This window comes from Arthrobacter sp. Alg241-R88 (assembly GCF_900537115.1).
In the GTDB taxonomy this organism is placed as follows: domain Bacteria; phylum Actinomycetota; class Actinomycetes; order Actinomycetales; family Micrococcaceae; genus Arthrobacter.
On record NZ_UNRG01000005.1, the window covers coordinates 178,295 to 196,449 of the forward strand.

Sequence of the window (18,155 nt, forward strand, 5' to 3'; positions counted from 1 at the left end):
GCGCTACGTCCCCGCTCCCGGCCTCTTCCGGCCGAACGTAAAGTAGCCCACCGGTCCGATGAAGTTGATGAACGATGCCGCCCGCCAGGCAGCCTTGGGACCGTTGATCATCGCTGCCGGGCGCTTTGAAATGTCCCGCTGCGCCGCCACCAACAGGGACACCTGTGCGATGGCCACCAGTATGGTGCCGGCCTTTGCGGACGGGGACATTTCCTTCCAGGTCTTTTTCTGGGCCATGCCTATTCCTCCTTGGTTGGGGTTCCTAGTTTCCGGTGCAGGCCGCTCCTGCGCAACGGGCTGCACCGGCCGGAGCGCCTGCACCTTCCGTTCAAACAGTGAATGGTGCCAGCCGTTCCTTTTGTTCAGGCGTGAGGCGCTGCACCCGCCCCGTGGCTTCGTGCACGAACGCCAAATGACTGCTGGCCTTGACGCAGTCCTCCCGGGTGACCGGGTCCTGGACCAGGTAGTGGATATCGAAGCTCGCTCCCTTGACGGCGCCGATCCACACCTGGACCACGGCAGGGACGTTCCGGTACTCAAGTGTCCTGACGTACCGGATCTTGTGGTCCACCACCAACGCCATGGTTCCCTCCGGGACGTCATTGAAAAGGGAGACGTGCGGCTCGACGCCGGGCAGCCCTGCTCCCCGCGGCGGTCCGAAAGCGGCAATTCGCGCTTCCTCGAGCATCCGGACGATCTGCACGTTGTTGATGTGCCCGTACGCGTCCATGTCGCCCCACCGCATGGGAACCAGGACCTCGATCCGCCGGCCGCCCTCGCTCAGCGGCTTCAACTGCGCGTCCTGCTTCAACTGCGCGTCCTGCTGCGCTGTACCGTCTTCCTGCGCCCCGCCGTCCTGCTGCGCAGTGTCGTCCTCCTGCGCCCCGCCGTCTTCCGGCAATGAGGCGTTCTCCTGCACCGGAGCCTCCTGCGCGCTCAGCTGTGCACCGCCGTCGAATCATCCACCGGCAGTTCCCCGGCGTCCGCACCCGCGAACTGGGACATGTACAGCCGGTAGTAGGCGCCTTCCGCAGCAAGGAGGACCTTGTGGTTCCCCTGCTCCACGATCCTGCCGTTCTCCATCACCAGGATGGTGTCGGCATCGCGGATGGTGGAGAGCCGGTGGGCGATCACAAAGCTGGTGCGGTCCGTGCGGAGCGCTGCCATGGCCTTCTGCACCAGCAGCTCAGTACGGGTGTCAACGGAGCTGGTGGCTTCATCGAGGATCAGCAGCGACGGATTTGCCACGAAGGCGCGGGCGATGGTGATGAGCTGTTTTTCACCGGCGCTGACGTTGTTGCCTTCCTCATCAATCACGGTGTCGTATCCCTCTGGCAGGGCGCGGACAAAGCGGTCCACGAAGGTGGCTTTGGCGGCTGCCATGACCTGCTCCTCGGTGGCGTCCAGATTGCCGTAGCGGATGTTGTCGTAGATGGAGCCGCCGAACAGCCAGGCGTCCTGGAGCACCATGCCCACCTTGGAGCGGAGCTCGGACCGGCTGAGGTGGGTGATGTCCACTCCGTCCAGCGTGATGGATCCGGAGTTGAGTTCGTAGAAGCGCATCACCAGGTTGACCAGGGTGGTCTTCCCGGCTCCGGTGGGCCCAACAATGGCCACGGTATTTCCCGGTTCCGCAGTGAAGGACAGGTCTTCGATCAGCTTCTTGTCCTCCGTGTAGCTGAACGTGACATTCTTGAACTCGACGTGCCCGTCCGTCTTGGCCGGAAGGTGTTCCGTGGCCGTCTCAACGTCCTGTTCTTCGGCATCCAAGAATTCGAACACCCGCTCGGAGGACGCTACGCCGGACTGGAGCATGTTGGCCATGCCCGCCATCTGGCCCAGTGGCTGAGTGAACTCGCGGGAGTACTGGATGAAGGCTGTGGCATCGCCCAGGGACATGGAACCCGAGGCCACCCGGAGTCCACCCACCACGGCAATGCCCACGTAGCTGAGGTAGGAGACGAACTGCATCACCGGGAAGATGATGCCCGAAACAAACTGTGCCCCGAAGCTGGCCTTGTACAGGGCCTCGTTGCGTTCCTCGAACCGTTCCAGCATGTCTGCGTCCCGCCCGAAGACCCGCACCAGGTCATGGCCGGAGAACGATTCCTCAATCTGGCCGTTCAAAGCACCGGTGTTTTTCCACTGCGCCGCAAAGAGCTTCTGGCTGCGCGAGCCGATGATCCCGGCAGCGACGCCGGACAGCGGAAGCGCCACCAGGGCAATGAGGGCCAGCTGCCAGGAGACGATGAACATCATGATCACAATGCCGATGACCGTCAGCAGCGAGTTGATCAGCTGGGCGAACGCCTGCTGCAGCGCCTGCTGGATGTTGTCGACGTCGTTTGTCACCCGGGAGAGGACGTCGCCGCGCTGCCGGGTGTCGAAGTAGTTCAGCGGAAGCCTGTTGAGCTTCTTTTCGGTGTCATCGCGAAGCCTGCGGATAACCTTCATCACGATGCGGTTCAGGACGTAGCCCTGCAGCCACAGGAAGATGTTGGCAACGAAGTACATCAGGAGAACCACGGCAATAAGGAAGGACAGCTTCTGGAAGTCGATGCCGCTTCCGGGCACCAGTTCCATCTTGGAGATCATGTCTGCGAAGTTGTCCTGCCCCTGCTGGCGCAGTCCCGCCACGAACTCTTCCTTGCTGGCGCCTGCCGGGAGTTGCTTGCCAACCACGCCGCCGAAAATCACGTCCATCGCCTGGCCCAGGATCTTGGGGGCAATAACGTTCAGGACCACCGCGACCACCACCATCGCAACCACGGCGTAGATGCCCGCAGCCTCCGGCTTCAGCAGTCCCATCAGCCGCTTGGCGGACGGCCAGAAGTGTTCGGCCTTCTTCGCCGGCATGCCGCCGAACATGTCGCCGTCGGCTTCGGAAGGCTTGTATTCCTCTTCGAAGAATTCCTCGTCCTCAACCGCGCCGTCCTCCACCAGGCCCGAGTCAGCCTGGTCCTGGGCGCCTGTTGTCTTTTTTATGTCGGTGGAGTCTCTCTTGCGGGGGCTCATGCCATTTCCTCCACGCTCAGCTGGGATTCAACAATTTCCTGGTACGTGGGTGAGGTTTCCAGGAGTTCCTCATGCGTTCCGCGGTCCACGATGCGGCCGTTGTCCAGGACCAGGATCTGGTCCGCTTCGGTGATGGTGGAAATGCGCTGGGCCACGATGATGACCGTGGTGTCGGCAGTGGTGCGCTTAAGCGCCGCACGGAGGCGGGCGTCAGTGGCGACGTCAAGGGCGGAGAAGGAGTCATCAAAGAGGTAGACCCGGGGCTTGGTGACCAGTGCGCGGGCGATGCAGAGGCGCTGCCGCTGGCCGCCGGAGACGTTGGTCCCGCCCTGTGAAATCCGGGAGTTCAGCCCGTTCTTCTTGTCCCGGACAAAGTCGGCGCCCTGTGCCACCTCGAGTGCGTCCCAGAGCTCCTGGTCCGTGGCTTCGGTCTTTCCAAACCGCAGGTTGTGTTCGATGGTGCCGGAGAAGAGGTAAGGCCGCTGCGGGACCAGTGCCACGCGCCTGGTGATCTCCGCGCGGTCCAGGTTGTTGACGGATACGCCGTCCAGGAGCACTTCGCCCTCGGCGATGTCGTAGAGGCGCGGCAGCAGGGACAACAAGGACGTCTTCCCTGCACCCGTGGAACCGATGATCGCGATGGTCTGGCCCGGCTTGGCTGTGAAGCTGATGTTGCTTAGCACCGGCGACTCGGCGCCCGGGTAGGCGAACGTGACGTTCCGGTACTCCACCACGCCGGCCAGTGCAGCAGGGGTCTCCGGACGTTCGGGATCGTGGATGGATGGTTCGACGTCGAGCACCTCGCCGATGCGGTCCGCACATACCGAAGCGCGCGGAATCATCATGGCCATAAAGGTGCCCATCATCACGGCCACCAGGATCTGCAGCAGGTATTGGAGGAACGCCGTCAGCGCCCCCACCTGCATCTCGCCCGAATCCACGCGCTGCCCGCCGAACCACAGCACGGCGGCGGTGGACAGGTGCAGGATCATGCCGATGGCCGGGAACATCAGCACAAACAGGGCGCCGATCTTCAGGGATACGTCCGTGAGGTCCTTGTTGGCTTCGCCGAACCGCTCAGTTTCAAAGGGTTCGCGGACAAAGGCCCGCACCACCCTGATGCCGATGATCTGTTCGCGCAGGACGCCGTTGATGCGGTCGATCTTCTTCTGCATGGCGCGGAAGAGCGGCATCAGGCGGACCACCAGGTAACCCACCACCACCACCAGGACGGGCACGGAGACCCAGACCAGCCAGGACAGGTTGATGTCCTCCCGCAGCGCCATGATGATGCCGCCGATGCACATAATGGGAGTGGCCACCATGAAGTTCAGCCCCATCAGCACCAGCATCTGGACCTGCTGGACGTCATTGGTACCGCGCGTGATCAGGGTGGGCGCACCGAAGGTGTTGACGTCCTTGGCGGAAAAGCTGGTGACTTTGCGGAAAACCCCGCGCCGAAGGTCGCGCCCCACCGCCATGGCGGTCTTGGAGCCGTAGTAGACGCCGGCGATCGCCGTTCCCACCTGGATGAAGGCGACGAGGAGCATCACCCCGCCTGTGCGCCAGATGAAGTCGGTGTCCCCGCGGGATACCCCTTCGTCGATGATCTGGGCGTTCAGGCTGGGGAGGTACAGCGCAGCGATGGTTGACGCCAGCTGGAAGACGATGACGGCCACGATGTATGGCATGTACGGCCTGGAAAACCGCCGTATGAGGGTGAGGAGCATGCCCACGGGTCCTTAGGAAGAGTTCGCGAAGTGGTGAGGGTTAAGTAGTACCAGCCGGGGCTGACATCCTTAGCCTTCCCACTCTACGAAACTCCTTCCGGGGGTGAAACAGCCCGGCGAAAGATCATCCGGGAGGAGTAGTGCCCATGGCTTAGCGGGCAGCGGAGGCGGGCTCCGCCGCGGCGCTTTCCTTCTGCGGGGCCGGCTCCTGCGCAGGCTGGATGTCAACGGTGCGCCGCAACGGCTTTTCCTTGATGAACAGCACCGATACCAGCGCGACGACGGTTACCGCCGCGGAGATCAGGAAGACTTCCGCGGTGGCATCTCCGTAGGCGGCGCGCATGATGTCCCGCACCGGTTCCGGCATGTGGGCCAGGTCCATGCTGGAGCCGGCTGCGCCGCCCTGCACCGGGATGCCGGCCGCTGCGAGGCCCTTGGTGGCAAGCTCGCTGACCCTGTTGGCCAGGATGGCGCCCAGCACGGCGACGCCGATGGCGCCGCCCACGGACCGGAAGAACGCTACCGAGGCGCTGGCCGTTCCAATGTCCGCGGCACGGACCGTGTTCTGCACGGCCAGGACGAGGTTCTGCATCAGCATGCCCAGTCCCAGGCCGAGCACCGCTGTGAAGACGCCGGCGTGCCACAGTTCGGTGGTGTGGTCCATGGTTCCGGCCAGTCCCAGTCCGCCGATCAGCAGGATGGAGCCGGCAATCAGGTAGCCCTTCCATTTGCCCGTCCGGCTGATCAGCAGGCCGGATGCCACCGAGCCGGTCAGGTTTCCGGCGATCATTGGCAGCGTGAGGAGCCCTGCCTCGGTGGGGGTCGCGCCGCGGGCCACTTGGAAGTACTGGCCCAGGAACGTGGACGAGCCGAACATTGCGATGCCCACCGCCACCGAAGCAATGATGGCCAGTGCCGTGGTGCGCTCAGAGATGATTTTCAGCGGGATGATGGGCTGCTCAACCTTGGATTCCACCAGGACCAGCAGCGCCAGCAGGACGATACCGCCACCCACCATCAAAGCCGACTGCCAGGAAACCCAGTCGTAGTAGGCGGGGTTGCCCGCGAACGAGACCCAGATCAGGAGCAGGCTCACGCCGGACGTGAGCAGGATCGAACCGAGCCAGTCGATCCTGGCGGGCCGGCGGACATGGCTAATTTTGAGCGTGACCTGCAGCAGGATGAGTGCGACGACGGCGAGCGGCACGCAGACGAAGAAGGTCCAGCGCCAGCCCAGCGGGCTGTCGACGATGAAGCCGCCCAGCAGGGGGCCGCCGGCGGTGCCGACGGCCATCACTGCGCCCATGTAGCCGGAGTATTTTCCGCGGTCGCGCGGCGGAATCATGGTGCCGATGATGGCTTGGGCAAGGGCGGTGAGGCCGCCCATGGCGACGCCCTGGATCACCCGGGCCCCAAGGAGCAGGGGGATGGTTTCGGACAGGCCGGCCATCACGGAGCCGGCCACGAAGATGACGATGCTCAGCTGGACCAGGACCTTTTTGTTGAAGAGGTCCGCGAGCTTGCCCCAGATCGGCGTGGTGGCGGCGTTGGCCAGCAGCGCAGCGGTGATGACCCAGGCAAAATCTGTCTGGGTGCCGTGCAGGTCGGACATGATGGTGGGCAGCGCGTTGGCCACGATGGTGCTGCTGAGGATCGCCGTAAAGAAGGCGGCGAGGAGTCCGGTGAGGGCTTCCATGATCTGGCGGTGGGACATCTCGGGCCGTGCCCCCGCCGGTGCGGTGGATATTTTGGCCGGGGCGGCGGGTTGGCTTGCCGCAATGTGGGTTGCCATTGGGTTCAGCTCCTAGGAGGTGTGGGTTGTGATGGTGCCGGCCGCCTTTGCCCGGGCTGATTGCTTAAGTGAGTCGGTGAGCTTGTGCAGGATTCTTGCCGTATTGCCGGCGTCTTCCTCGCTCCAGTCGCGCAGGTAGTCCTGCAGGGCCGCCGCACGCTGCTCCTCGATGGAGCGAAGTTTCTCCGCTCCCAAGGGTGTGAGGGCAACCAACTGGGCCCGGCCGTCGTCGGGATCCTGCCTGCGGATCACCAAGCCATGCTCTTCCAGGTCCGCGATGTGCCGGCTGAGGACCGGGGCGCTGACGCCCAGCCGCTCGGCGAGCCTGGTGGCCCGGGACTCCCCCTCCCCCACGAAGCGCAGGACACCTTGGAGCGCTACTCCGGTGTCCTGCCCACGAACGCTGGCAGTGGCGATGCACCGCACTGCGCGCTGGAGATCGAAGATCTGGTACACGAGATCCGCTGCCGTATCCGGTGCTACTGCCATGGCTCCAGGCACTCCTTAATTGTTTGCCTGAAGCAACTATATCCGAAGTTGGTTGCTTTGGGAAACTAAGTGCAGGTGCGGGTTGGCCAAGGCTCGCAGAAATCGGGCGCAACTCCCCGCGAACAGAACCGGTCGCGGCCGCAGCTTGAAACGTAAGCATGCTTTCTATTACTCTGGTTTCAGCTACTCCGCTTGTCCCCCATCAGGCGGAGCGGTTGCCAAAAAGGCCCCGCAACACGGACTCGTGCTGCGGGGCCTTTAGCTTTCTGTTCCGGCGCAAGACCGGAGCAGTTATGCGGGCAAGTGGGTGGGCGCGAACATCTTCAGGAGCGTTTCCACCACGACGACGTTGGGCCCGTCGGTTGCGAAGCCCGCCTTCAGCGCCTCCCCCACATCCTCTGGGGCCACTTTTGTGGCAGGCACGCCGAACGCTTCGGCGAGCTTGACGAAATCCGGCCGGGCGAGTTCGGTGGCGGTGGCCTTGCCGAACGCCCCCACCATGTATTCGCGCAGGATGCCGTAGCCGCCGTCGTCCACAATCAGCCAGGTGACCGGGACGTTGTGCTGCTTGGCGGTGGCGAGTTCGGAGATGGAGTACATCGATGAGCCGTCGCCGGATACGGCAAGTACCCGGCCGGGCCTGCCCACCGTTTCCAGTCCCACTGCGGCGCCAATTGCTGCCGGGAAGCCGTAACCCAGCCCGCCGGCACCTTGCGCGGAATGGAACTGGCCCTCCCGGGCATCCCAGCAGCTCCAGCCCCAATATGCGGAAATCGTCATGTCCCAGAAGGTCTGCATGTCCGCGGGGACGGCTTCGCGGATGTCGGCCATGAACTTCAGTTCCTTGCCAAGGTCCTGGGATTCCAGGCGTTCCCGGACCTTCGCCAGCGATTCCTTCACCAGGTCCTCCGGCGACGTGCCGTGCCAGTTCGGCCTGCTTTCGGCATGCTCAACCACCAGTGCTTCGTCCAGGGCGGCCAGCGCCTGGCCGGCGTCGGCACGGATGCCCAGCCCGGGCCGGTTGGATTCCAGGACCCGCGGTTCGGCGTCGATCTGGATGATCCTGCCGCGCGGCTCAAAGGTGAAGTAGTTGGAGGTGACCTCACCCAGGGATGAACCAATCACCACCAGGACGTCCGCGTCCTCCAGTACATCGGTCATGTGGCGGTCCTCGATCCAGGACTGCAGCGACAGCTCATGGTTCCAGGGGAACGCACCGTTGCCTCCCGGGGTGCAGATCACGGGGGCGCGAAGCTTTTCTGCGATGGAGAGCAGGGACTTCTCTGCCCGGCCCCGGCGGGTGCCGCCGCCGGCAATGATGGCCGGACGTTCCGCGGCCTGCAGCCATTTGACCGCTTCGCGGACCAGCTCCACCCGCGGGGGGTTGTCCGCCGCTTCTGCCAGCGCGTCCTCAACGGGAGGCACCATGATCGGGTCCAGCAGGACGTTTTGCGGGATCTCGATCCACACCGGCCCCTGGGGAGACGAGATGGCTTCGGTCCAGGCGTCCTGGATGGCTGACGGAATGCCCGATGCGTGCTGGATCAGCCGCTGGCTCTTGGTGACGTTGGCGGCCGATGCCTTCTGGTCGTCCAGCTGGTGCAGCATGCCCTTGCGCCGGGCGCCCAGCCCCTCAAGCGGGATCTGGCTCGCCACCACCACCATGGGAACGCCGGTGGCATACGCTTCCTGCAGCCCGGCCAGGGACGTCAGGGCGCCGGGGCCGGTGGACAGGAAAAGGACACCCACCTCACCGGTTGCCCGTGAATACCCGTCAGCAGCGAACGCGGAATTGTTCTCCACCCGCGATGACACGAACTGCAGGTTGCCGCGCCCCATCGCGTCAAAGAGCCCCAGGGCATGCTGGCCCGGGATGCCAAAGACGGTTTTCGCGCCCAGGGCTTCCAGCGTTTCGACGACGAGGTCCCCGCCATTGCGGGCACCCGTGCCTGCACCGTCCCCTGCGGGCGCGGCGGTCGTTCCCGGGTCGAAATCGATCATCCTGCTACTCCTTGCCGGCCGCGGCGAAGCCTGCCGGGCGGCGGACTTCCTGGCCGAGGGCCTGTGCTGCGTAGCCCGTGGCTGCTCCGAAGCGGTCCCCCGCCACGGCATTGTCTGCCATCAGGGTGACGAGTTCGAAGGCCACGTGGCTTGCGGCCACGCCGGTGATTTCGGCGTGGTCGTAGGCGGGGGCAACCTCCACGACGTCGGCGCCCACCAGGTTCATGCCGCGGAAGCCGCGGATGATTTCCAGCAGCTCGCGGCTGGTGATGCCGCCGGCTTCGGGTGTGCCGGTGCCCGGGGCGTGGGCCGGATCCAGGACGTCGATGTCCACCGAGATATACAGCGGGCGGTTTCCGATCCGGTCCCTGACCTTGGCCACGGTCTCCAGGACGCCCTGGTAGTAAACGTCCGCGGAGGTGACGATGCCGAATCCAAAGCGATGGTCGTCGTCGAGATCCTTTTTGCCGTAAAGGGGGCCGCGGGTGCCGATGTGGCTGATGGCCTCCGTGTCCAGGATTCCTTCCTCGACGGCGCGGCGGAACGGCGTGCCGTGGGTGTACTCGGCGCCGAAGTAGGTGTCCCAGGTGTCCAGGTGCGCGTCGAAGTGCAGCATCGCGATGGGTTCGCCGGCACGCTCGGCGGCGGCGCGGAGCAGGGGCAGCGCGATGGTGTGGTCACCGCCCAGCGTCACCAGCTTGCTGCCGCCGGCGGTGAGGTCGAGCGCGTTCTGCTGAACGGTCTCGATGGCCTCGTTGATATTGAAGGGGTTGACGGCCATATCGCCGGCGTCGGCCACCTGGATGTTTTCGAAGGGGCTGACGTCCCAGGCAGGGTTGTACGGGCGCAGCAGCCGGCTGGCTTCCCGGACGTGGTTGGCTCCGAAGCGGGCACCGGGGCGGTAGGAGACGCCGGAGTCGAAGGGAACACCCACCACCGTGACGTCAGCCTTTTCCACCTGGTCCAGGCGGGGAAGGCGGGCATAGGTGGCAGCCCCGGCGTAACGGGGAATTCGGGATGAATCGATGGGGCCAAGGTTGCCGTTGGCTTCGATGCGCAGCTCTTCCAATGGAGGCCTCTCCTTCGAGGAGTTGAGGGACTGATGTGACTGCCATCATACAGCTTGTTTCCCTGTGTGCACCAGCTGTTTACTTTCAGGTCGGTTCGAGGGCGCGGGCCAGCCGGGCAGGAGCCGGATTAGGGCAAGGTCGGCTTGGGGTCAGCGACTGGCAGCCGGGACCAGGACCCAGAGGACTTCCACCGGCTTGTCGGTGGGGTTGATCCAGGTGTGCGGCTCCCGGCCAGGGAAGGTCACGGTATCCCCGGCACTGAGGTCGTACTCCTCATTGGTGAGGATCAGCCTGATATTGCCCTTAATGACATGGAGGACGTCCACGTCGCAGTCCACGGCGTAGAGCTCGGTCTCGCCGCGGCCGTGCGGTTCGATGCAGGCCTGGATGATCTGGATGCGCCGCTCAGAACGGGCGGTGAGCAGGCGCTCCACGATGCCCTGGCCGCCCAGCGAGATCCGCGGCCCGTCATTGCGTTTGGTCAGGTGGGTCTCTGGAGCAGCAAAGAGCTCCCCGATGGAGATCGAGAGAACCTGGCAAAGCGTCACGAGGGAAGCCACGGAGGGGGACGTCAGGTCGCGCTCCACGCGGCTAAGGAATCCCTTGGTCAACCCGGTGGCGTCAGCTACCTGTTCAATAGTGAGCCGCTGGGACTGCCGCGCGGCCCGGATCCTGGAGCCGATGGCAACAGGTACGTTGCTCGGCTCAACTGGCAGTGCCTTCATCTGCGTACCTTTCATGGCCGGCCGCCCGGCCCCACTCTGGAGCAATACTAATGGCCAGCCGCGTCTATGACGCCTGCGTGGCGCGCGTGGCTGCCGGCAGCAGCACCCCCTTGACTGTTACCACGGTCACAGCCTACTCTTTGGAAAACACTTGTTGCCTATAAGGCAATATCTGAGAACTTACTCTCATCCCACCCCTCGCGCAGCGGCTTCCGGCTTCCCCACCACTTCCCGGAGACCACCCCGGCTGCCAACAGCTCCAAGGAGTCCAACGTGGACGCAAATGTCATCAACATCGCCATCGTGGTGGTGTACCTTCTCGCCATGCTGGCATTCGGCTGGTGGGGCAAGTCCCGCACCAAGAACAACAGCGACTTCCTTGTCGCCGGCCGTCGCCTTGGCCCCTTCCTCTACACCGGCACCATGGCCGCCGTCGTCCTGGGCGGCGCCTCCACAGTGGGCGGCGTAGGACTCGGCTACAAGTTCGGCATCTCAGGCATGTGGCTGGTCGTCGCCATCGGCGCCGGCGTCCTGCTCCTCAGCCTGCTGTTCGCGGGGACCATCCAGAAGCTGAAGATCTACACCGTCTCCCAGATGCTCACCCTGCGCTACGGCAGCAGGGCCACCGAGGCATCGGGCATCGTGATGCTCGCCTACACGCTGATGCTCTGCGCCACGTCCACCGGCGCCTACGCCACCATCTTCGTGGTGCTCTTCGACTGGGACCGCGCACTGGCCATCGCCGTCGGCGGCGCCATTGTGCTGGTCTACTCCACGGTGGGCGGCATGTGGTCCATCACCCTGGCGGACCAGGTGCAGTTCATCATCAAGACTGTTGGCATCTTCTTCCTGATGCTCCCCTTCACCCTCAACGCCGCGGGCGGCATCGACGGCATCCGCAGTCGGGTTGACGAGAGCTTCTTCCAGATCGACGGCATCGGCCTGCAGACCATCATCACCTACTTCGTGGTGTACACCCTCGGCCTGCTGATCGGCCAGGACATTTGGCAGCGCGTTTTCACGGCCAAGACGGCCAAAGTGGCCCGGTGGGGCGGCGCCACCGCCGGCATCTACTGCATCCTTTACGGCGTTGCCGGCGCGCTGATCGGCATGGGCGCCAGTGTGGCCCTGTCAAACATGGAGATTGCAGCCAAGGACGACGTCTATGCCGAAGTGGCCCAGACCCTGCTGCCCGTCGGCATCGGCGGACTCGTCCTGGCAGCAGCTGTTGCTGCCATGATGTCCACCGCTTCAGGCGCCCTCATCGCCGCCGCAACCGTTGCCCGCGCCGACGTCCTGCCGTTTGTGGCCAGCTGGTTCGGCAAGACCATCAACACGGAGGACACCGACAACCCCGAGCACGACGTCAAAGCCAACCGCATTTGGGTCCTGTCCCTGGGCATCATCGCCATCCTGATCGCGATCATCACCAAGGACGTGGTCGCAGCCCTGACCATCGCGTACGACATCCTGGTGGGCGGCCTCCTCGTGGCCATCCTCGGCGGCCTGGTCTGGAAGCGCGGCACCGGTGTGGCCGCAGCCGCCTCCATGGCTGTGGGCTCGGTAGTGACGCTGGGCACCATGATCATCCTTGAGATCAACGCCAAAGCGCCGCTGGACGGCATCTACGCGAATGAGCCCATTTACTACGGCCTGCTCGCCTCCGCCGTGGTGTATGTCGCGGTCTCCCTGCTGACCAAGCCCACCGATCCCCAGGTGATGCGCAACTGGCAGCGCCGGGTCGCCGGGCAGGAAGCCCCTGAGGCTCCGGCGGAACCGGTGTCCGCCCCGTAGCAGCAGCTACTGCCTTCACGACGGCGGCACCTCCCCTTCGCATTCCATGGAAGGGGAGGTGCCGCCGTCGTTCGTCCTATTCCGTCTCGCGGACCTCGTCCGGGTCCAGCGGGACCGGGCGGTCCTCGGCGTCGATGACTATCGGTGCCGGCTGTACCACCGGCTCCTCTTCGTCCAGGAGATCATCCTCGGTGTCCCAGTCGTCCTCATTGACGGGTGCATCCTCTGCGTAGTCGTAAGCAGGGTCCGCTTCGACGGCTTCCAGGTGCGGCATGTCCGCGTGCGGTCCGGTGGTGCCCATGATCCAACCTCCGTTTGTTCGCCTGACGTGCTCTTACAGGGCGCTGGCATACGCCACAGTTTCATCACAGCACCGCCGGGAGCCGTGGTCAAGGGTGTGCTGCCTGCACCAAATGCCTCCGGAAGCCCCCTGAATTTAAGGGTCACCGAAACTCCGGAGTGAGGGAAGCCAGCCGAAAAACCGCGGATTTCCTCTGTAAGCTGGCGGTGCAATGGGGCCGAACCATGCCCCATCCAGCCCAGGAGTTTCCGTGTCCCAGCACGCCAATCCAGACCACCACCGCGACTCCCCTGCGGGGTCCCTCCCCTCAGATCCTGTCCCGTCGGTTCCCGCTCCGTCCCAGCCTGAGGCGGCAGGCCGGCCCGCAGCGCCGCCCACGTCCGCGGACATCCGGCGCTGGCGCCAATACCTGGCGGACGAGCGCGCCGAAGCGGCCGTCTACCGGGACCTGGCGCAGAACCGGCAGGGCGAAGAACGCGACATCCTGCTGGCCCTGGCCGAAGCGGAGGGACGGCACGAAGCCCACTGGTTGGGCCTCCTCGGCGACCACGCCGGCAAGGCCCGCCCGGCGTCAATCCGGAGCCAGTTGCTCGGTTTCCTGGCGCGCCACTTCGGCTCCGTCTTTGTCCTGGCGCTGGCCCAGCGCGCAGAAGGCCGCTCCCCCTACGCCAAGGACCCCAACGCCACCGACGCGATGGCTGCCGATGAGCAGATCCACGAGGAAGTAGTACGGGGGCTGGCCACCCGCGGCCGCAACCGGCTGGCGGGCACCTTCCGCGCCGCCGTCTTCGGCGCAAACGACGGCCTGGTCAGCAATCTGTCCCTGGTGATGGGCATGGCAGCGTCTGGCGTGGCCAGCACTGTGGTGCTGCTCAGCGGCATTGCCGGGCTGCTCGCCGGCGCGATGTCCATGGGAGCCGGCGAATTCATCTCGGTCCGGTCCCAGCGCGAGCTCCTGGCGGCAACCCGCCCCACCCAGGTTACCCTGGCCGCGGCGCCAAAGCTGGACCTTGAGCACAATGAACTGCTGCTCGTCTACCTGGCCAGGGGAATGTCCCAGGAAGCGGCGCAGCACCGTGTTGCCGAGCGCATGGGCCTCCTGTCCTGCGACTGCGATCCCAGCCTGTCCCTGCAGCCGGAGCTTCCCGAGGCCGAGGACCAGCACGAGGCCGTGGGCACCGCGTGGGGCGCAGCGCTGTCCAGCTTCTGCTTCTTTGCCTCGGGCGCCATCGTCCCCATCCTCCCGTTCCTGTTCGGACTGACCGGAGTGGCTGCCCTGGTGGTGGCCGGCGTACTCGTGGGCCTCGCCCTGCTGGTGACCGGCGGCATCGTGGGCCTGCTCTCCGGCACTTCGCCGCTGACCCGCGGCCTGCGGCAACTCGCCATTGGCCTGGGCGCCGCCGCCGTCACGTACCTGTTGGGGCTGGTCTTCGGCACTGTCGTCCACTAGCAGTAGGGTTTCACTGGCAGCAGTGAATAAGCGGGGGACAGAAATATGGGCATGCAGTAGTGGAGGGGCAGCCGCCGCGTCACGCCGGAAGGCGGGCACGCACTGGAAGTACCGGCAAGGCCCTTCGGTTCGTGCTGACAGGCGCCCTGTTCTCCGCAGCATTGGTAGGGGCAGCGCTGGTGCTTGACGATCCGCGGTTCAAGGAGCTCCTCGATGTCCGCCTTGGCCCGGGTCCCGGCGGGCAGGTCACCGGCGTGCAAGGAGGCGGCGGACCCCAAGCCGGGACTGCCGGGGAGGCCGGAGGGCAACCCCCTGCAGAGGCACGGACGGGAGCGCCGCCGGTGGGAGTTGGGGAAAAGGATGCTCCCCTCGGCCAGCCCACGCCACCTGCAGTGGGCAGTGACGCGTACCGGTTCCTGGCAGTCAACGGCGACGGCAGCCCAGTGGGTTACTCCCCGTGCCGGCCACTGCACTATGTGGTTAACGACGCCCTCGCCCCGGCGGGGGCGCAGCAGCTGGTCGCGGACGCCATCACTGCTATTTCCGCCGCCACCGGCATCGCCTTCGTTGACGATGGCACCACCACCGAACAGCCGTCGCCCCAACGGCCCCCGTACCAGCCTGATGCCTACGGCGAGCGCTGGGCACCGCTGCTCATCGCGTGGACCACACCGGAGGTGGCACCGCAGCTGAAGGGCAAAGTGATTGGCACCGGCGGCAGCACCCACTACAGCTACGGCGACGGCCCCAAGACCTTTGTTACCGGCGGCCTGGACCTGGACGCACCGCAGATTGCGGACGAACTTCTGAACCCCGATGGCCACCTCTACGCCACGGCAGTGATCCTGCACGAACTCAGCCATGTGATGGGCCTTGACCATGTGGCAGACCCCACCCAGCTGATGTACCCGGAGATCGGTACTCCTGAGGGGCTGTCCGCAGGGGACCTCAACGGCTTGTTCGAACTCAGCAAGGCCCAGTGCCGAAAGGATCTCTGAGCAGCCTTATCCACGCCGATTTCCCTGGCTAGCCGCGGAGGACGGCCACTGCCTCGTCCACAGTGTCCACCAGGAAGATCCGTTCGGCCATGGGCCTGCCCTCAGCCAGGCTGCGGAGCATGGGCCACGCCGGATACTGGTGTTCCCAATGGTTCCTTCCCACCAGCACCATGGGCGTAATTTTTTCGCGGGCGCCGTAGTAGTTCTCGCAGGCGTCCTGGAAAATCTCCTGGACCGTCCCTGCGGCTCCCGGCAGGAAGATGATGCCGCCTTGGCAGAGCTCGAGCAGGATGGCTTCGCGGATGGCGTTGGCGAAGTACTTGGCGATGTGGGTGGCGAAGTAGTTGGGCGGCTCGTGTCCATAGAACCAGGTGGGGATGCCAAGCGACGGCGTTCCGCCCGGAAAACGTTCGACGACGGCAGCGGCCGCCCGCGCCCACGCGGACACCGAGGGACGGAACCCCGGGACGGAGGCGAGGCCCGCCAGCGCAGCCTGCAGCCCGCCGTCGTCCGCGTTGCTCAGGTAAGCGCCCAGGTTGGCTGCCTCCATGGCTCCCGGTCCCCCACCGGTCGCCACCACATGCCCGTTTCGGGCAAGCAGCCAGCCGAGCCGTGCGGCCTGGGTATAGTCAGCGGTCCCCCGCTGGGCCGCATGTCCGCCCATCACGCCCACCACGGACCGGGCTGCGAACGGCCCCGAATGGAGTGCCTCCTCGAGGGCATCGCCGATGGCGTGGTCGTGCAGCGCTGACGCGAGGGTGGCGTCAAGCCGGTGCCGTTGCCCCGGTTGAATGCTCCACTGGTAGATGCGGGCGTCCGGCAGTTGTTCGTACGGCGCATCGGTGAGCCCGGCGTATAGCTCTACGGGCGAATACAAACTGCCCCGGTAGGGGTTGAACGGAACGGACTCGAGGCGCGGGAAGATCAGGGCGCCCCGGCGGCGGAGGGCATCCTCCGTCCCATCGTCAAAGGTGCAGCCAAGGAAGATGGCGCCTGCAACGTTCACCTGCTCCAGGACAGCCGAGCGCCCGCGGAGGTCCAGCGACTGCGCGTGCCAGCCTTCCAGGTCCGCACTGCCTGCCCTGACCAGGCTGTCGAAGGTGACGAGGTCGTCCACGTCAAGGCTTCGGGGGCTGGGGCCAAGGTTTCCGGAGAGATTCATGCGTACCTTCCTCCCACGCTGCTCATTTACCCAGCGTAGGGCACCATCCAAAAGCAACGCGGGGTCAGACCCTGCCTATCCGGAACTCCGGAGAGGGCTGGATCTGACCCCGCGTTGCCTGAAGGCGTGGAGCGCCGCTTACACGCGGACCGGTGCCACGCCTTCCCGGAAGTGCGCTTCCAAATCCTCGAGCGAGTGGCCCTTGGTTTCGGGGACGAACTTGGTGACGAAGGCGAGGGAAGCAACGTTGACCAGGACGAAGAGTCCGAACGTGCCCGTGGATCCCAGCGCTTCGACGACGATCGGGAACAGGAAGGAAATAGCGGCGTTGACCGTCCACAGCGCGAAGACGGCGACCCCCATCGCAAAGCCGCGGATGGCCAGCGGGAACATCTCCGAAAGGAGCAGCCACACGCAGGTACCAATGAAGCACTGGACGAAGGCAACGAACAGCATCATCGCGGCGAGAATGGTGTAACTGGCCAGGTCAGACTGGGGAAGCAGGAAGACCACTGCCAGCAGGGCCTGCGAACCCACCACCCCGGAGAAGCCAATGATCAGCATCTTCCGGCGGCCGATAAAGCCCAGCAGCCAGATTCCAAGGATGGTCATCAGGACCGACGTCACGCCAACGCCGATGGTAGCAACGAGGGACGCGCTCACACCCAGGCCGCTCTTTTCAAGAATGGTGGGGGCGTAGTAATTCACTGTATTGATACCGGTGGCTTGCTGGACTGTGGCAAGGCCAATGCCGATCCACAGCAGCCGGCGCATCCACGGGTTGTCCCGAAGGTCCCGCCAGACGTGGCCGCGTTCCTTCTTCGCAGTTTGTGCGGTCAGGGCGATTTCTTCGAATTCGGCGGCTGCCTCCTCCGGCGTACGGCTCAAATTCAGAACGCGCCGGCTGTCCTCGAAGCGACCGCGGATGGCGTACCAGCGGGGAGATTCAGGCAGGAGCAGCATGCCTGCCAGCAGTGCGAGGGCGGGCAGCGAAGCAATGCCGAGCATGGTGCGCCAGACTTCCGTGTCCTGGATCAGTGCATCCAGGAGGGCGTTGATGGCGAAGGCCAGCATCTGGCCGGTCACAATCATCAGCTCATTGATGGTCACCATCCGGCCGCGGAGGTGGGCGGGTGCCATCTCTGCCAGGTACAACGGGCAGGTGACGGCTGCAGCGCCCACGCCGAGGCCCAGCAGGATGCGGGCTGCGATCATGAAGGTAACAGTGGGGGCGATGGCGCAGCCGATGGCGCCGAAGAGGAACAGGAGCGCGCAAACCAGCAGGGAGCCGCGGCGTCCGAGTTTATCGGCCATGCGGCCGCCGGCCAGGGCGCCAACCGCCGCGCCAGGAAAGAGCAGCGCACTCACCACTGTTGCTTCTTCAACGGAGTTCATGTTCAGCGAGTCGTTCATGTACAGGAGCGCGCCGGAGATAACGCCTGTGTCGTAGCCGAAGAGCAGGCCACCGAGGGTGGAAATCACTGTCAGCCGCGCGAGGTAGCCGCGGCTCCTGGTGCCAGGGGATTGGTTCTGCAACAGCATTGTTGCCTCTCAGATTCTCTTAGGGACGGTTGACCCGATCCGGAATGTGATGCGTGCCACTGACTTTAGAGCGCTCTAATAACATT

General features: G+C 65.0%; 14 protein-coding genes and 1 pseudogene. 3 read left to right on the forward strand and 12 right to left on the reverse strand.

Going from position 1 to position 18,155, the window contains the following annotated elements; all coding sequences use genetic code 11:
- Positions 1 to 3: 3 nt before the first annotated feature.
- The 9 genes and pseudogenes from G6R19_RS13050 to G6R19_RS13090 all read right to left on the reverse strand — a co-directional run bounded on the left by G6R19_RS13050 (position 4) and on the right by G6R19_RS13090 (position 10,822).
- Entirely contained in the window at positions 4 to 237 is a 234-nt protein-coding gene (locus G6R19_RS13050; RefSeq protein WP_163165576.1) for a PLDc N-terminal domain-containing protein, read from the reverse strand.
- Positions 238 to 328: 91 nt separating this feature from the next.
- Positions 329 to 745, reverse strand: coding sequence for a thioesterase family protein (locus G6R19_RS13055; RefSeq protein WP_163165780.1), 417 nt, complete (start codon positions 743 to 745; stop codon positions 329 to 331).
- A gap of 191 nt (positions 746 to 936) precedes the next feature.
- Positions 937 to 3,015 (reverse strand): ABC transporter ATP-binding protein, encoded by a 2,079-nt coding sequence (locus G6R19_RS13060; protein WP_163165578.1) that lies wholly within the window; start codon positions 3,013 to 3,015, stop codon positions 937 to 939.
- Positions 3,012 to 4,745 carry an ABC transporter ATP-binding protein gene (locus G6R19_RS13065; protein ID WP_163165580.1) on the reverse strand — a complete coding sequence of 578 codons (1,734 nt, stop codon included), beginning with the start codon at positions 4,743 to 4,745 and terminating at the stop codon, positions 3,012 to 3,014. Before G6R19_RS13065 ends, G6R19_RS13060 begins: the two co-directional genes overlap by 4 nt.
- Before the next feature lie 220 nt (positions 4,746 to 4,965).
- Positions 4,966 to 6,459 (reverse strand): annotated as a pseudogene (locus G6R19_RS13070) (MFS transporter); the annotation flags it as partial.
- Between the two features lie 90 nt (positions 6,460 to 6,549).
- On the reverse strand, positions 6,550 to 7,026 hold the full coding sequence (locus tag G6R19_RS13075; protein WP_163165584.1) for a MarR family transcriptional regulator: 477 nt from the start codon (positions 7,024 to 7,026) through the stop codon (positions 6,550 to 6,552).
- 291 nt (positions 7,027 to 7,317) lie between these two features.
- Positions 7,318 to 9,027 carry a thiamine pyrophosphate-binding protein gene (locus G6R19_RS13080; RefSeq protein WP_163165586.1) on the reverse strand — a complete coding sequence of 570 codons (1,710 nt, stop codon included), beginning with the start codon at positions 9,025 to 9,027 and terminating at the stop codon, positions 7,318 to 7,320.
- A 4-nt stretch (positions 9,028 to 9,031) separates the two neighbouring features.
- Positions 9,032 to 10,096 carry an agmatinase gene (gene speB / locus G6R19_RS13085; RefSeq protein ID WP_163165588.1) on the reverse strand — a complete coding sequence of 355 codons (1,065 nt, stop codon included), beginning with the start codon at positions 10,094 to 10,096 and terminating at the stop codon, positions 9,032 to 9,034.
- A 150-nt stretch (positions 10,097 to 10,246) separates the two neighbouring features.
- Positions 10,247 to 10,822: a cupin domain-containing protein gene (locus G6R19_RS13090; RefSeq protein WP_163165590.1), complete on the reverse strand. Its 576-nt coding sequence runs from the start codon at positions 10,820 to 10,822 to the stop codon at positions 10,247 to 10,249.
- A 273-nt stretch (positions 10,823 to 11,095) separates the two neighbouring features.
- Between G6R19_RS13090 and G6R19_RS13095 the strand changes: the two genes are divergently transcribed.
- On the forward strand, positions 11,096 to 12,616 hold the full coding sequence (locus tag G6R19_RS13095; protein WP_163165592.1) for a sodium:solute symporter: 1,521 nt from the start codon (positions 11,096 to 11,098) through the stop codon (positions 12,614 to 12,616).
- A gap of 76 nt (positions 12,617 to 12,692) precedes the next feature.
- On the opposite strand, the gene G6R19_RS13100 is transcribed toward G6R19_RS13095, so the two are convergent.
- Positions 12,693 to 12,917: a hypothetical protein gene (locus G6R19_RS13100; protein WP_163165594.1), complete on the reverse strand. Its 225-nt coding sequence runs from the start codon at positions 12,915 to 12,917 to the stop codon at positions 12,693 to 12,695.
- A gap of 250 nt (positions 12,918 to 13,167) precedes the next feature.
- On the opposite strand from G6R19_RS13100, the gene G6R19_RS13105 reads away from it, so the two are divergent.
- Complete coding sequence (locus G6R19_RS13105; RefSeq protein ID WP_163165596.1) at positions 13,168 to 14,367, forward strand: VIT1/CCC1 transporter family protein; 1,200 nt, start codon at positions 13,168 to 13,170, stop codon at positions 14,365 to 14,367.
- 59 nt (positions 14,368 to 14,426) lie between these two features.
- Positions 14,427 to 15,365 (forward strand): matrixin family metalloprotease, encoded by a 939-nt coding sequence (locus G6R19_RS13110; protein WP_205484407.1) that lies wholly within the window; start codon positions 14,427 to 14,429, stop codon positions 15,363 to 15,365.
- Positions 15,366 to 15,393: 28 nt separating this feature from the next.
- On the opposite strand, the gene G6R19_RS13115 is transcribed toward G6R19_RS13110, so the two are convergent.
- Positions 15,394 to 16,527 (reverse strand): LOG family protein, encoded by a 1,134-nt coding sequence (locus tag G6R19_RS13115; protein WP_163165598.1) that lies wholly within the window; start codon positions 16,525 to 16,527, stop codon positions 15,394 to 15,396.
- A gap of 138 nt (positions 16,528 to 16,665) precedes the next feature.
- Positions 16,666 to 18,069, reverse strand: coding sequence for a sugar porter family MFS transporter (locus tag G6R19_RS13120; protein WP_163165600.1), 1,404 nt, complete (start codon positions 18,067 to 18,069; stop codon positions 16,666 to 16,668).
- Positions 18,070 to 18,155: the final 86 nt, after the last annotated feature.